This window comes from Nostoc sp. FACHB-110, from assembly GCF_014697425.1.
Taxonomy (GTDB): Bacteria; Cyanobacteriota; Cyanobacteriia; order Cyanobacteriales; family Nostocaceae; genus Nostoc_B.
In genome coordinates this window covers 92,070-106,139 of the sequence record NZ_JACJRU010000004.1, presented here as the reverse complement: position 1 = coordinate 106,139, position 14,070 = coordinate 92,070, and the positions used below count along the sequence as shown (strand labels likewise).

Here is a 14,070-nt window from a genome sequence, read left to right as displayed (position 1 = left end):
ATTAGTATTTAACTTGGGAAATAGGCTGAGGGTAAAGGTATTTTGGCCATTTGTTTGAGTAAATGTCAAATGAATTGTGAGTAGAAGTAGCAAAGACTACAAAACCTTGAGCATGGGCTTGTTACTTTGAAAGTCATCAACGCTAAGGGGTCTTACCGCCGTGGGTTCGGTCTGTATTGAAATCGTTGAGGGGAATCCCCATCTAAGGTCGTTGCTGGGTTGGCACTTGCAACAATTAGAGTATAGGGTAAATCAAGCTGCCAGTATTTATCAAGCAAGAGAAGTGTTTTTAACCCATCAACCTACTCTAGTTATTCTAGACGCGGATCTGCCCGATGGAGATGGTATCGAGTTTTGCCGTTGGTTGCATCGTCAACAGCAACCGTTAATCTTAATGCTGTCTGCACGTAGCAATGAGGCGGATGTTGTTGCTGGACTAAAGGCGGGTGCAGATGATTACCTCAGCAAACCTTTTGGAATGCAAGAGTTTTTAGCTAGGGTTGAGGCGTTAATTCGCCGCAAACGCACACCGACTGCACCAGCGTATTTAGACTATGGCACTTTGCAAATTGATTTAGTGCAGCGTCGTGTAAGGTTCCAAGGGGAATTTATTGATTTAACACCCCAGGAATTTAGTTTGTTGTATGTGTTGGCACAAGCTGGCGGAGTACCTTTGTCTCGCTCAGAATTGCTGCGGCGTGCTTGGCCAGATGCAATTGACAACCCGCGAACAATTGACACTCATGTTTTGTCGCTACGCAAGAAAGTAGAACTCGATCCCCGCCAACCTAGTTTGATTCAAACTATTCGGAATGTGGGATACAGATTTAACATGGAAATTTTGAATGCTAATCTTCCCCAATCACAAACTAAGTTAGCAAAAGAACGGTTTAGCAATCAACGTCCAACACTTACTACTCAGCGGTGATGATATAGCAGGGAATAGGGCTAGGGTAACAGGTAACAGGTTTTGCCTGGGTTTTATCATCTGTTGATTTCTTAAACTATGCTTCGACTGCTATTGGACAGGGTTGTTTGGTTGGTGCAGTACAAGTTTTAGCAAACAGAGGCTAGGCTAATGTACTTCATTCAGATGAAAAGTGTTGAAGTGTTGACTTTAGGGTGATTTATCAGATAAGAGGTTTTTAAATCCATTCTTCTGCAGCTTGAGTTTCTGCTTGAGTCAAGCTTGCTTGTAAAGTTGCTAAATCTACCTCAGAAGTTGGTTTGTCTGCTAACAACTGGCCTTGGTGTAGGTGTAACAGCCTTGTACAAAACATTTGGGCTAAATCTAACTGGTGATTGACCATCAAAATTGTAGTTTGTTGGGTTTGGGCTAGTTGAATGAAGATTTGCATCACATGAGAGGCTTTACCCGCATCCAAGGCTGATGTTGGCTCATCTAATAGTAAGATTTTAGGTTGGATGATTAAAGCACGCGCGATCGCAACTAATTGCCTTTGACCCGATGACAACTGTAACTCATTTTTGGCTAACCAGTCATTAGGAATATGCAGTTGTTCCAGGCAATCGCTAACTCGTTGCTGAATCGTCTGTTTGGGCATTCCGCGCAAAACTAAAGGATATTCCAAAGCTTGCTGCACTGTCATCCCCAGTAGCTTTGACTCTTGCAACACCAGTGTCACCATTTGCCGTAGTTGAACGGCAGGGATTTGTTGATATTCTTGGGTTTCCAAATAGATTTTACCGCTACTTGGTTCAGTTAAGCGGTTTATTAAGCGTAGTAATGAGGTTTTGCCAGCACCAGTTACGCCAACAATCGCAATTCTTTCACCAGGGAATACTTGAAAGGAAATATTCTGTAAGATTGGGTATCCCTGGTGATTGCTTTTTAGTTTGCTAAATAGATTAACTTGCTCAAGCCTGAGTTGGGCTTGTGGAGTGAAATTATCCACAGTTAGAGTTTTCCTTTTTTCTCACGCAGAGGCGCAGAGGCGCAAAGAGAGCCTTTGAGCTTTGGCGTGAGTCTTTAATTTAAGATAGTGTCAAGGCTGTATTGATAGTCCAAGCATCGACTAACAGCAGTAGTAATGTAAATCCAAATAAAATCGCATACATCCAAGGTTGTGCTAAGGGACGGACATCTGTGGTGTCTATGCCTGTTTTGGCTTGGACGATGTTTACTAACCGGGCAAAACCAGCGACGCGCATCGGTAATAAATAAGCTTTACCATCTTTGCTGAGGAAATAATAAACTAATCCGCCTTGCCCTGTAGAACGAGGTTTGATTTGTTTGACTTCTGACCAAGGTAAAGTCCAACCTTTACGAAAGAAACGCGGAACCCAAACAGGGTAAGTGACTTGAATTTCTTGGTCATTGACAATTACTCTTTCTGTCAACACTGCATACAGTCCGATAAAACCAATGGCAATTCCTACCCAAAGTAACGATGGTGGTGTTGGTGCGGCTGTTGCTTGGGCTAAAAATGGCAATGGTATTGTGAGTGCTACATATAAGCTCAACAGGGTAATCCGAATTAACGGAGATAGGCGAAATATAGTTGTAGAGGTATTAGCTGAGTTGGCTGTCACGGTTCCATTATGATTGTTGCTTTCAGTTTTATCCTAACTGGAAGGCTCATATCCTGGCGACTGAAGTCGCGGCTATACAAGCAAAACCCTTAATTCTCTATCAGTTTCAGGTAATTTTAAGATGCATGACTTACGCACAAGGCACTAAACGAACCACAGAGGCACAGAGTTCACGGAGAGATGAGTGCTAAGGTAAATACTTCTGTACCACAGTCCAGCCAGTCCAGGATACCCAAGCAAAGGCGGCGCAGAGAATAATATTTACAGTGATGTGTAAATTTCTTACCCAAGGTCTTATGGGGTTAATTTGTGTGGCACTGAGGGCAGATATTAACACTAAAAATACTACTATTAGCCCGGCAATTAGGTGTGATGAATGTCCTAAGGAGCCAAAGTGGCCTAATGTGCCGATAATGCCGATCGCTAATAACAATAACACTAAACTCACCATACTGATACCCATTGTATAGTGGAGCGATCGCACTCCCCCACGACTTACCGGAAACCCAGGCAAACTAGGCAGAGACTGGGAAGTTTTCACTTGCCACATCCATATCCCAGTCACAGCTAACATGATATACGCCAACAGCGATAAGCCCATCGACCACGCAGCGATTTTCCATAGCCAGAGAAAAGAGGGTAGGTGCATAAAGTCTGAAGTCTGAAGTCTGAAATTAAATGCCAAAACTCGACATTGCCAACACTTTTCCTTGTGGTTGACTTAGCTGGGGTAGTCTTTGGCTAACGCTCGCAATCCAACTGTGCCATCCCAAATCTTTGCTCATGACGTGCTTTTTGTCACGATGGTTTATCTTAACATCTGCTTACTTCAAAAAACCTGCTCTTGAAAGACTACACCCCGCGCCAACGGGGCTTGGTTACAACAAAGAGTTTTTCTGAGTAAGTCCTATCAATAGAACCCTTACACCCAACACCCACAACCCTTTCTTCCCCGTAATCCCCCATACAGCTTAAAGGCTGTGATATTATGAGAGACTGCTGCATATATTTAGAAAAATTAGAAATTTAATCGATCATGGCTCTGACGCAACAGCGCAAACAAGAAATAATCTCCAGTTTCCAAGTTCACGAAACTGATACTGGTTCTACGGAAGTGCAAGTCGCTATGCTGACCGAGCGGATTAACCGCCTCAGCGAACACCTGCAAGCCAATAAAAAAGACCATTCTTCCCGCAGAGGCTTGTTAAAGCTCATTGGTCATCGTAAGCGCTTGCTTGCTTATCTCCAACAAGAAAGCCGGGAAAAATATCAAGCTTTAATTGCTCGCCTAGGTATTCGTGGATAGGAATTACCGCTTATGTCTGCTGAAGAATCTGAACGCAGTCGCTTGCCTTTTGAACCGAACAAGAAACGCCAAAAACCTGTAAAAGTTCAAAAAACCCCTATCAAGACAACTACCACAGAAAAATCAGCCAGCAAGCAACCGCCTTTCAGAAAAGAAGAGATGGCGATACCTAAAGTAGTGAGCCAAAGAATGATTCGGCGGGTAGCAGTATTTTGTGGTGGCCCCACAGCGTTGGGAATTGCCACCTTAGTGGTTAGCTATTTGCTGGCTACTCAAGCGCGTATTCAATTACCACCCCTATTAGTTTTATTGGTGAACATGGGGTTATTTGGTTTAGGGGTGCTAGGAATCACTTATGGGGTTCTGTCTGCCTCCTGGGATGAAGCACAAGCCGGAAGCTTACTAGGTTTAAGTGAGTTCGGCACTAATTGGGGTCGTATGGTAGCGGTTTGGCGCGAAACGCGGCAAAAGAACGTTTAATAAATAGCGATCGCGGATTCAGATTGCGGTATTGGGATTTACAGTAAATGTTGAAGTTAAAATCTTCTAACTTCAACATTGAATATAGTCCTTGATTAAACCCAATATTCAGTCGCTCAAGCGGCGATCGCTTTATTTTTTACAATTAATCAAGGTTAGTTTTTAGTTATTAAAATTACACTAAATATAAGTATCAATCCTATTTGATTTATTAACTATTCGTCGAAGGAGGGAATAGGGAATAGGGAATAGGGAGTACATTTTTAAGTCCTCTGAGGGCTGCAACAGTTACATTTACTTATTTAATCATCAGGAAATTTACAATGATAGTAGTCATGAAGATTGGTTCCCCAGAAGCGGAAATCAACCGCATTGATGAGGAACTAACTAGTTGGGGATTAACACCAGAAAAAATTATCGGTAAACACAAAGTAGTAATTGGCTTAGTTGGTGAAACTGCCGATTTAGATCCCCTACAAATCCAAGAAGTTAGCCCTTGGATTGAGCAAGTATTACGCGTAGAACAACCATATAAGCGTGCTAGTCGCCAATATCGCCACGGTGAAGCATCAGAAGTAGTGGTTAATACGCCTGATGGCCCGGTGGTATTTGGCGAAAATCAGCCTTTGGTAGTCGTAGCTGGCCCTTGTTCGGTAGAAAATGAAGAAATGATTGTAGAAACAGCACAGCGCGTCAAGGCTGCTGGTGCTAAATTTTTGCGTGGTGGCGCATACAAACCCCGCACTTCGCCTTATGCGTTTCAAGGACATGGCGAGAGTGCTTTAGATTTACTCGCCAAGGCGCGAGAAGTCAGTGGGTTGGGCATCATCACAGAAGTGATGGACGCGGCTGAACTAGATAAAATTGCCGAAGTCGCCGATGTTGTCCAAGTAGGCGCGAGAAATATGCAGAATTTCTCCCTACTCAAAAAAGTAGGCGCGCAACCAAAACCAGTGCTGTTAAAGCGGGGAATGTCAGCCACTATTGAAGAGTGGTTAATGGCGGCTGAATACATTTTGGCGGCGGGAAATCCCAATGTGATTTTATGTGAACGGGGAATTCGCACCTTTGACCGCCAGTATACCCGCAACACCCTAGATTTATCTGTAGTGCCAGTATTGCGGAAATTGACACACCTACCGATTATGATTGACCCTAGTCATGGCGTTGGCTGGGCAGAATATGTGCCATCAATGGCAATGGCAGCGATCGCATCTGGTACTGATTCTCTCATGATTGAGGTTCACCCCAACCCGAAAAAAGCCCTTTCCGACGGGCCACAATCTCTCACACCAGCCCGCTTTGACCAGTTAATGCAAGAACTGGCTGTAGTTGGCAAAGCACTCGGACGTTGGCCACAACCAGCAGTTGCTTTAACTTAAATTTCTTCACAAGCTTGGAAATACTGCCTTCTATTTCAATACTCTTGGGTTGAGGAACGAAACCCAACATCCGAGCATACTTTGTTGGGTTACGCTATCGCTCCACCCAACCTACTTTTCTCAAAAATCAAGGGGCATAAATTTGCCCCTTGATTAATTATTGAAAATCAAACTAGATTAACGTCGTCTGCTACCGAAACCACCGCTACGGCTGGGACTGCGGCCACCACTACCAAAACTACTACCGGAATTACGTCGGGTGGTACTAGACCTACCAGATGGTCTAAGTTGACTAGAACCAAAGCCAGAACCGCTAGGACGGTTAACTGTATTTCTGCGAGGAGGAGTGGTAGTACGGACAGTAGAACCACTATCACTAGGATATGTGTTTCTAATAGTGCCTGTGGTGCGGAAAGCTGTACGATTTCTGACAGCTGCGGGTGGTGCGTTATAACGGCTGCGGTAACTGCTAACTGCTTGGTCATAGCTAGAACCATAACCACCAAAACCAGTTAGCGCACCACCAGGTTGATAAACAGGTGGTACATAATATTGAGGTCTAAACAACATATTCCCAATTGCTTGACCTGCGATACTACCAGCTAAAGAACCCGCAAAGGGCGACCAAAAGCTGTTTTCTTGGCGAACTACAACCGTTTCTTGTTTTCCTGTTTGAGAATTAGTTTGAGTTTGAGTCACGTTGTGGACGTACTCAATTTTAAAGTCTTCGGTCAGGTATAAAGCTGGCTGTCCTTTTTCTACCTTGAGATAAGATTTCTTACCTTCTTTGATTTCTTCATCGGTCAGCCGCGCCATTTGTAAATTTTCGGTTGTAAAGGTTGGGGGGTTGCTGTTGAGTAAAAACAGTTTGTATTCCCCAGTGCCATCATCATAGGTTGCTTGTTGTATTTGATACTGACCATCACTTAATTTGGTGGCAGTAGAAGTTTGGCTAACATTCTGGCCTGTGGAAGTAGTTTGCTCTCCACCGCCGCAGGCAACAGTTGTTATACACAAACTCAATGCTAAAACAACAACTGTAAATTTACGTAATATGGTCATGATCATTGCAGTATTGTCTTATCTCCGAGCTTAACAACTTCAAAAATGGTTGGTGTGCGGACAACCCAACAAGTTACAAAGGTATCAGTTCTGGATAATATTGCAAAAGCTCATCGTTGGTAAGTTCATCACCTAACTGGGCTGGTGAAAAATGTACTTGAATGGCTAGAAGTTTGTTTTTATGGTGCAAGTTAATTAAAGCTCTTAAACCTTCTTTTAACGCTCGAATATTTGCTAGGTCTGTTTCTAACTCGGGAACTTCACCTTCATAGGCTACGGTAATCATCACTACGACGTTGCGTGTCGCTGGTAATGATAAGGGTGCATCAAAGTCAGAAGGAGACTCCCAATCAATATCCGCGCCGTATCTTTCGGCTGAGTCTGTAAATAACTCATTGACGTAATCACCAGCTTCGCCTTCACTCCAAAATACGTTGCCTTCGTTGGCAGCAGACATCCAATCTTGATCATATCGCAACAAGGTTTCGCTGAGGTCGACTAATACTTCTCCTAAAACCTGCAAGTCGCCTTCAGCGTCAATGGCTTCCCTCGCAGCACGATTTAATACGCCTAAAATAGGTGCAACATCTGACCCGCCTAAGTGGAGAAATAACCGACAAACTACATAACGAGTCCGTCCGACCATTCTGTTAAAGGTATCACGCATTTGCTACCTCCAAAAATTCGCTTCTGGTAAGATTCTTGATTTGCTGATTCATCAGGACTTACGCACAAAGATGGTCTGTTGAAAGCGGGTTTAAGGGTGTAGGTAGATAAAATCCTGACAGCCTGTCTCAAGAGACCAGCTTTCTACGTAAGTCTTAACTGATATAGTGAAAGCTTTTGAGAAAATCTACAACTATATTTAATGAAAGTGGTGTAATTGTTGCTGCTTCACTGGATTTATCAGCTAAGAAGGCTGCATCTAGTTGGGAGGGGTTAATAAATTTTTTGCCAAAGTTGGGGTTATCGTATACTGTCAATGTCTGGCCGCTGGAATTAGTTAAGATTGTCTGGCTAGGCGCTCTAAAAAAGTTGATTTTTGCTGCTAACTCTAGATTTTTCTTCATTTGCCTAATAGTCTGAGCCTGACTAATAGCTTGTTCGATCGCCTCGGTTAATTGCTTCACCCGATGGGGTATTTTTGTCCCTAGGTTGGATATATTTTCTTGATTGAGAATTTCTACCACTTGATAAATACTTTTTTGCGTACTGGTAGCATCTCTAAAGGGGAGAATGGCAATACAGGCGGTTGGCAATAAAGCTTCGTCGCTATCTACGCGGAATGTAAACACAGTGCGGCGACGACCAATTTCCATGCTGGGTGGTTGCTTGAGGATTTTATATTCTTGAGCAACGTGGAAATAAGCCCCAGCCAGGGCAAAGTTCGCTTCTGGTTCTAAGGCTGCATCAACGATAATGCGAATGGTTGGGGGCGTTTCGTTAAAAAAGTCGCCTGGGTCATCGGCTTCAAATTTTTGGATGATCGAGCGATCGCCTTTTGGACTAAGATCAACCCATTCACAAATCATCCCTTCGGTTTTTAACCCAAACCGCGAAGCCGAATGCAGTTTTGCCCCTGTTAATGTTGCGCCTGTTAAATCAGCACCAATCCATTCGGCTCTAATTAATGATGCTTCAGTTAAATTAGCATGAACAAAACTTGTATTCGTTAAATTAGCATTGCTTAAATTGGCTCCCATCAAGTTCGCACCACTCAATTTTGCGCCACTTAAATCAGCCCAACTCAAATTTGCCCCGCTTAAATCAGCCCAACGGAGATTTGCCCCGCTTAAGTCTGCACCGCTCAGATTTGTATGGGTCAAATTTGCCTGTTTCAGTTCAGCATCACGTAAGTTAGCACCACTGAGGTCAGCACGATGCAAATCGGCGGCGTTTAAGTTCGCCATTTCTAAGTTTGCCCCAGCCAAGGAACAACCTTTTAAAATGGTTTCGTGTAAGTTAGCGCGCCGTAGATTTGCTTTGCGGAGTGTGGCTTCGCGTAAATCAGCATTACTTAGATTAGCTTCAAATAAATCAGCCCGACTTAATTCGGCGCGAATTAACTCAGTCCGGACTAGAGAAGCACCCCGCAGTTGGGCGCGGCTGAGGTCAGCACGAATCAAGTTTGCCACATTCAGGCTGGCATAATTCATGATTGTCCCGGCAAAGTTCACACCACTGAGACGAGCGACATTCAACTTAGCATGGCTCAAATTGGATTCACTGAGATTTGCCCCACTCAGGTTTACCACACTCAAATTAGCTTCGCTAAGATTGACTCCACTGAGTTTGACACCACTTAGGTTCGCTTCGCAAAGTTCGATACCGCTAAAATCTGTAATCCCGGCTGCGTATTGTTCGAGTAATTCCTCTACAGTCATTGATGCTACCCATAAAGTATGAAGTATGAAGTATGAAGTATGAAGTGTTTCATGCTTCATACTTGACTCTTAAAAGTTTCTAGACCCTAAAATGTACATAAAAAATCAAATGTCAATTATGAATATTGGGATTTTAGGTTTGGGATTAATAGGCGGTTCTTTGGGTTATGATTTGCGATCGCAAGGTCATCATGTTTTAGGAGTCAGTCGCCGTGAATCTACCTGTCAAACAGCCGTAGCCCTTGGCAGTGTGGATGAGGCATCCGTGGAGATGAGTTTGTTAGCAGCCGCAGACATTATCTTTATTTGTACGCCTATCGCCCTTATTGTTCCCCAAGTTGAACAGTTAATTACACATCTAAATACCGCAACGATTATTACTGATGTGGGTTCCGTGAAAGCACCGATAGTCAAGGCGATTTCGCCACTGTGGGAAAGGTTTGTCGGTGGTCATCCAATGGCAGGAACAGCCGATAGTGGCATAGAAGCGGCACAAAAGAATTTATTTGTCGATAGACCGTATGTAATTACACCAGATGCCACTACACCACTAGATGCGATCGCTATTTTAGAAGAGATTGTGCGATCGCTTGGCGCGAAAATTTACCACTGTCAACCAGAACAACATGACCTCGCTGTCAGTTGGATTTCTCATTTACCAGTTATGGTGAGTGCTTCATTAATTGCGGCTTGTATGGGTGAAACTGACCCCGAAGTTTTGCAGTTGGCACAAAATCTAGCTAGTTCTGGTTTTCGAGACACCAGCCGGGTTGGTGGCGGCAATCCTGAATTAGGAGTAATGATGGCACGTTATAATCGCCAAGCATTGTTAGGTTCGTTGCAAAAATATCGTCAAAATCTTGATGAATTAATTAACTTAATTGAACAGGAAGATTGGACGATTTTAGAAGCTAAGTTGCTGTCTACACATCAAGAAAGACCTTTGTTTATTGAGTAGTAAAATTCGTAAATTTATTAATTTGATTTAAGACTAGATAATAATATTTGGCAATCCTAGTTACTAGGAAATGTAAGTTGTTTTCTAATCTAATTTTGTAGACGTAAAAAACTTCATTAAGAGGATGTTTTAAAAGTTTTGGTCGATTAGAAATCGCGGCTACACAAACAAAGTCCGCACTTCGACAAGCTCAGTGACCACCTGCGCGGACTAATGAAAAATCAATGGTTTTGAACCCACGCAGGTGGTGAGACCAGCGCTCTTGGTAGGGTTTCCCTCCGCAGGCGACTGGCGAACCCGTTAGCGCAGCTTTAGCGACGCAGGAGCGTCAGGGGTTTTGTCTGTGTAGCCAAGCCATTGCGTTGGGCGGGTTCCCCGACTCCCTCAATGGCGCGCGATTTCTAATCGCCAAGACAAGTAATAAATTAGACTTTTCAAACAACCTCTAAGACTTTAGCCAAATGCAAAAAGAAAGTGACTTTCATTTTGGAAAGCCACTTACAAAACAATCAACTCTGAAAAATGTTAGATATCAGAGTAATGTAAAAATTGCACTTTTCGTTACCGTAATTATAGTTAAATCCAAAAATGCCCACACTGATTACATGAACGTGTACCAATACTATTGGTTGTTACGTTACTACTATCACACTTAGGACATTTTTTTGATTTTCTCCTATAATCAGAAAATGCTTCTGTAGATATTTTAAGACCACGCATCAACTGATAGAAAACACCAAAAGACATTTGTTTTATCTCCTAAATTACAAAATCAATTTGACGAACATCAGGTTAGTTAATCTTTTTAGTAATGAAAGTAAGACGATGTAAAAAACATCATAGAAAATTTTTTCCACGAGAATAATAAAAATGAAACTTCCTTTCACTTTTAATAGTTCAAATTTTCTATTCCTGTCTGACAAGTATCAATTTTAGCTCATACACTAGAGTGAATATACGAACCGAAAACCATAAGATACTGATTTAACAGATAGAAAGTGGAAAATTCTTGAACCGTTAATTTAGATGTGATTTACATCGCTATGGCACAGGTCACACAACTAAATCTTTGTTGAATTGTTAGGAATCTTTGTTTTTAGATTTCTTACGTTCTTCTACTGCCTTATTTACTTCTGAGGCTGCATAAATCGCAGCTGCTCCACCAATTACAACCCATGTAATAGGGTTAGTAGCACCAAGTAGAGCTATAGCACCACCGACTGGGAAAAAAGCAATACTGAATGGCATAATTTCATCTCCATTTAACGTAAATGGGAATTAACTTTTGATATTCACAGTTTAGAAAATAGGCTCGACTTTTTCCCTAGCTTGATATTGAGTTTTCAACCTATCAAAATGTGAGGTTGAAAAGATGGGATTGCCTTTGACACTGCGAAGCGCAATTACACTTCAAAACTACAGCTTGATAATCCCCAAATTTGGTATCACAATTACCGCTTTAGACTTCGCTACGGTAATGACCAATTGCTAATGCTCCTATTTTAGTTTCTTTCAATACCTCTGCTGCTGGTTGTCGCAACAGAAAAGCGTTCTACACCAAATAATCATTGAGAAATTTTCTGAAAATAGAGATTCTCTAGAAATACTCAGCGTTACTTTGCGCTAACTCAGCGTTACTCTGCGTTTAAAAACTTAACTATACCGACGAGGCGTATAAACCGAGATACTCCCATCGTTACGTTTAATCATTCTCGTTTGACTAGAACCAACTATAATCACAGTCCTCATATCAGCTACATCTGGCGTTAACTCTTCCAGAGAAATTACCTTAACTGTTTGTCCCGGTCTACCAAGATTCCTACCCAACACTACCGGAGTCTCTGGTGTGCGGTAACGTAACAAAATATCTTTAGTGGCGGCGAGTTGCCATGTACGTTCTTTAGAAACAGGATTGTAAAATGCGATCGCAAAATCCGCTTGTGCCGCCGCCGCAATTCGTTGTTCAATAATTGACCAAGGCTTCAAAATATCCGACAGTGAAATCGTACAAAAGTCATGCCCCAAAGGTGCGCCAATTGCCGCCGCCGCCGCTTGCATTGCCGAGATACCTGGCGCAACGTGAATTTCTACACTGTCCCATTCCGGTTTGGCATACCTATCCAGGACTTCAAACACTGCCGCCGCCATTGCATATATCCCAGGATCACCAGAAGATACCACAGCTACATATTTGCCTGTGGCTGCCAAATCTAGTGCCATTGTTGCCCGTGCAATTTCTTCGCGGTTATCAGACTCATGGCGTTGCTTACCCTCTGTTAAAGAACCAACTAAATCGAGATAAGTTTTGTAACCTACTAAATCTGTAGCAGACTTGAGAATTTCCTTAACTTCTGGAGACATCCACTGTGATGCGCCAGGGCCAGTGCCAATAATTGCTAACCTACCGCGTGACTGACCGATAGTGTTGGGATCAATTGGATCAGGTGCGATCGCAATTGCTATTTCAGAAGTATTAACAATCAGTTTACCAGATAAGCCTGTCGCAGCCAGAGCAATGGCTTGTGCGCTTTTAAGCTGAGTTTCGTTAAAAAAGCGGGCAGTTACGCCAAAAGCATCAGCCACAGATTGAATTACTGAACTAGCAGCGATGGAAAGGGGTGCAAATATTCCAGCTACAGATGCGGGTGCAAGTTCGGCATCTGTGAGTAGTTGCTGTACTGAAGTTAAAGTGACGGAGGGGTTAGTAATGGCGATCGCAATAGTTTTAGGATGGTAAACTAGACAATTAGCAGTAGGACTAATTAAACTTTCTGTAACTCTAATTGTCACATCTCCATTTGCATCCATAGGCAATTGACTATTAGTTAACCACGGCGCAGTTCCCTCCAACTTAACCTGCGCCCCCGCTAACAAATCCGAAATAAAAGTTTTTGCATCATCTGGGTTTGCTAAATAATATCCAGGCGGAGGCGATAACAACGCCGTGCGGAAACGGATATCGCCTGTAGTTGTAATTGCTGGTTGCACATCCAGTACCTCAGCAATGCGGCGTGCTAAATCATTAACCCCACTCAACCCACCTAAAAGGGGAACTACAGCACTACCATCCTCAGCCACAGCTAACACTGGCGGTTCTTGACGCTTATCAGAAATCAGAGGTGCTAAGGTTCTAATCAAAATACCCGCCGCACAAATACCAATTAACGGTGTTCCCGCAGCAAATAACTCGCGCAAAGTTTCACCAAAATTCGTGAAACTAACATCAACCCCAGATGTGCGACCTGCTAAACCATATAATGTTGCCCCTGGCAAGACGCTCATCATTTTGCGAGCTATTACCACACTATTTTGACCCAAAATTATAACAGCAGGCGCAACCTTTATCATGAGATTTCTTGAAATTGAATAGATATTGCGTAAAAGTGATATCTTTCAAATCAAAGCATAAATGTACCCACTTAAACACACATATTTTTACTTTATTAGGCACTGAACCCTAGCCAAATCTTTAAATCGTATACAAGTTTTCGACTTGCTTGCATCTGAATTTAACTAACAACACAACAATCAAAACTAATCGCACTGTGTAGTAGTGTATGGTGTAATTTCATTGGGAACAATATGTTTCTGTCCGGCAAATTCTCTGCCATAATAACCATCATCAAAACCACGGCTAAATTCTCCGCCAGCAGTGCGTGGCTTGTATGAATTTCCTCTTTTAGCTTGTTCTCGTCCTTGACGATAGCCATCAGCATAAGCCTGGGGATGATAAGCAGGGTCTTCATCAACTGCCCACTGAGTAATTGGATAACAGTCATATAATGACAGCCTAGAATATGGATAATGGCGATAGTAACGCCGATGAGCTTGGGCAGATTGACTGTTAACTAAAAGCCCAGTAATAGTAGCTAAGGTGATTAGACTCAATGCGGTAATATTTTTCATTGTTTGAGCCTCACAAACTTATCTCGTTCAGCTACTTTT

The 14,070-nt window shown here is 42.7% G+C and carries 14 protein-coding genes; 5 read left to right on the top strand and 9 right to left on the bottom strand.

Going from position 1 to position 14,070, the window contains the following annotated elements; all coding sequences use genetic code 11:
• Window positions 1–160: 160 nt before the first annotated feature.
• A complete protein-coding gene (locus tag H6G69_RS06195) occupies window positions 161–928 on the top strand; it encodes a response regulator transcription factor (RefSeq protein ID WP_062296855.1) in 768 nt (255 codons plus the stop codon).
• A 217-nt stretch (window positions 929–1,145) separates the two neighbouring features.
• Here the strand turns inward: H6G69_RS06195 and H6G69_RS06190 are convergent, their stop codons facing one another.
• From H6G69_RS06190 to H6G69_RS06180, 3 genes are all read right to left on the bottom strand, one after another.
• Window positions 1,146–1,916 (bottom strand): ATP-binding cassette domain-containing protein, encoded by a 771-nt coding sequence (locus H6G69_RS06190; RefSeq protein ID WP_190683230.1) that lies wholly within the window; start codon window positions 1,914–1,916, stop codon window positions 1,146–1,148.
• Window positions 1,917–1,995: 79 nt separating this feature from the next.
• Entirely contained in the window at window positions 1,996–2,553 is a 558-nt protein-coding gene (locus tag H6G69_RS06185; protein ID WP_190683227.1) for a hypothetical protein, read from the bottom strand.
• A gap of 187 nt (window positions 2,554–2,740) precedes the next feature.
• Window positions 2,741–3,202, bottom strand: a complete 462-nt coding sequence (locus H6G69_RS06180) for a DUF4079 domain-containing protein (RefSeq protein ID WP_190683224.1) — start codon at window positions 3,200–3,202, stop codon at window positions 2,741–2,743.
• A gap of 387 nt (window positions 3,203–3,589) precedes the next feature.
• Here H6G69_RS06180 and rpsO point away from each other — a divergent pair, with 387 nt between their 5' ends.
• The 3 genes from rpsO (at window position 3,590) to aroF (ending at window position 5,721) form a co-directional block, all read left to right on the top strand.
• On the top strand, window positions 3,590–3,859 hold the full coding sequence (gene rpsO, locus H6G69_RS06175; protein WP_190683220.1) for a 30S ribosomal protein S15: 270 nt from the start codon (window positions 3,590–3,592) through the stop codon (window positions 3,857–3,859).
• 12 nt (window positions 3,860–3,871) lie between these two features.
• Entirely contained in the window at window positions 3,872–4,339 is a 468-nt protein-coding gene (locus H6G69_RS06170) for a PAM68 family protein (RefSeq protein ID WP_190683217.1), read from the top strand.
• Window positions 4,340–4,662: 323 nt separating this feature from the next.
• Window positions 4,663–5,721, top strand: coding sequence for a 3-deoxy-7-phosphoheptulonate synthase (aroF, locus tag H6G69_RS06165; RefSeq protein ID WP_190683214.1), 1,059 nt, complete (start codon window positions 4,663–4,665; stop codon window positions 5,719–5,721).
• 177 nt (window positions 5,722–5,898) lie between these two features.
• Here aroF and H6G69_RS06160 read toward each other — a convergent pair whose 3' ends face one another.
• The 3 genes from H6G69_RS06160 to H6G69_RS06150 all read right to left on the bottom strand — a co-directional run bounded on the left by H6G69_RS06160 (window position 5,899) and on the right by H6G69_RS06150 (window position 9,167).
• Window positions 5,899–6,789 carry a hypothetical protein gene (locus H6G69_RS06160; protein ID WP_190683211.1) on the bottom strand — a complete coding sequence of 297 codons (891 nt, stop codon included), beginning with the start codon at window positions 6,787–6,789 and terminating at the stop codon, window positions 5,899–5,901.
• A 67-nt stretch (window positions 6,790–6,856) separates the two neighbouring features.
• Window positions 6,857–7,450 carry a DUF1517 domain-containing protein gene (locus H6G69_RS06155; RefSeq protein ID WP_190683208.1) on the bottom strand — a complete coding sequence of 198 codons (594 nt, stop codon included), beginning with the start codon at window positions 7,448–7,450 and terminating at the stop codon, window positions 6,857–6,859.
• Between the two features lie 154 nt (window positions 7,451–7,604).
• The gene (locus H6G69_RS06150) at window positions 7,605–9,167 is read right to left on the bottom strand and encodes a pentapeptide repeat-containing protein (protein WP_190683729.1); all 1,563 of its coding nucleotides are present in this window, start codon (window positions 9,165–9,167) and stop codon (window positions 7,605–7,607) included.
• A gap of 118 nt (window positions 9,168–9,285) precedes the next feature.
• Here H6G69_RS06150 and H6G69_RS06145 point away from each other — a divergent pair, with 118 nt between their 5' ends.
• Window positions 9,286–10,125 carry a prephenate/arogenate dehydrogenase gene (locus tag H6G69_RS06145; protein WP_190683205.1) on the top strand — a complete coding sequence of 280 codons (840 nt, stop codon included), beginning with the start codon at window positions 9,286–9,288 and terminating at the stop codon, window positions 10,123–10,125.
• A 1,080-nt stretch (window positions 10,126–11,205) separates the two neighbouring features.
• On the opposite strand, the gene H6G69_RS06140 is transcribed toward H6G69_RS06145, so the two are convergent.
• The 3 genes from H6G69_RS06140 to H6G69_RS06130 form a co-directional block, all read right to left on the bottom strand.
• Window positions 11,206–11,373, bottom strand: coding sequence for a hypothetical protein (locus H6G69_RS06140; RefSeq protein WP_190683202.1), 168 nt, complete (start codon window positions 11,371–11,373; stop codon window positions 11,206–11,208).
• Window positions 11,374–11,778: 405 nt separating this feature from the next.
• Entirely contained in the window at window positions 11,779–13,473 is a 1,695-nt protein-coding gene (gene cobJ, locus H6G69_RS06135) for a precorrin-3B C(17)-methyltransferase (RefSeq protein WP_190683199.1), read from the bottom strand.
• Window positions 13,474–13,659: 186 nt separating this feature from the next.
• Window positions 13,660–14,031 (bottom strand): hypothetical protein, encoded by a 372-nt coding sequence (locus tag H6G69_RS06130; protein WP_190683197.1) that lies wholly within the window; start codon window positions 14,029–14,031, stop codon window positions 13,660–13,662.
• Window positions 14,032–14,070: the final 39 nt, after the last annotated feature.

Bases quoted from the DNA above. Each gene is read 5' to 3' on its own strand.
- H6G69_RS06180 (WP_190683224.1), bottom strand. From the start codon at position 3,202: ATGCACCTACCCTCTTTTCTCTGGCTATGGAAAATCGCTGCGTGGTCG.
- rpsO (WP_190683220.1), top strand. From the start codon at position 3,590: ATGGCTCTGACGCAACAGCGCAAACAAGAAATAATCTCCAGTTTCCAA.
- H6G69_RS06170 (WP_190683217.1), top strand. From the start codon at position 3,872: ATGTCTGCTGAAGAATCTGAACGCAGTCGCTTGCCTTTTGAACCGAAC.
- aroF (WP_190683214.1), top strand. From the start codon at position 4,663: ATGATAGTAGTCATGAAGATTGGTTCCCCAGAAGCGGAAATCAACCGC.
- H6G69_RS06160 (WP_190683211.1), bottom strand. From the start codon at position 6,789: ATGATCATGACCATATTACGTAAATTTACAGTTGTTGTTTTAGCATTG.
- H6G69_RS06155 (WP_190683208.1), bottom strand. From the start codon at position 7,450: ATGCGTGATACCTTTAACAGAATGGTCGGACGGACTCGTTATGTAGTT.
- H6G69_RS06150 (WP_190683729.1), bottom strand. From the start codon at position 9,167: ATGACTGTAGAGGAATTACTCGAACAATACGCAGCCGGGATTACAGAT.
- H6G69_RS06145 (WP_190683205.1), top strand. From the start codon at position 9,286: ATGAATATTGGGATTTTAGGTTTGGGATTAATAGGCGGTTCTTTGGGT.
- H6G69_RS06140 (WP_190683202.1), bottom strand. From the start codon at position 11,373: ATGCCATTCAGTATTGCTTTTTTCCCAGTCGGTGGTGCTATAGCTCTA.
- cobJ (WP_190683199.1), bottom strand. From the start codon at position 13,473: ATGATAAAGGTTGCGCCTGCTGTTATAATTTTGGGTCAAAATAGTGTG.
- H6G69_RS06130 (WP_190683197.1), bottom strand. From the start codon at position 14,031: ATGAAAAATATTACCGCATTGAGTCTAATCACCTTAGCTACTATTACT.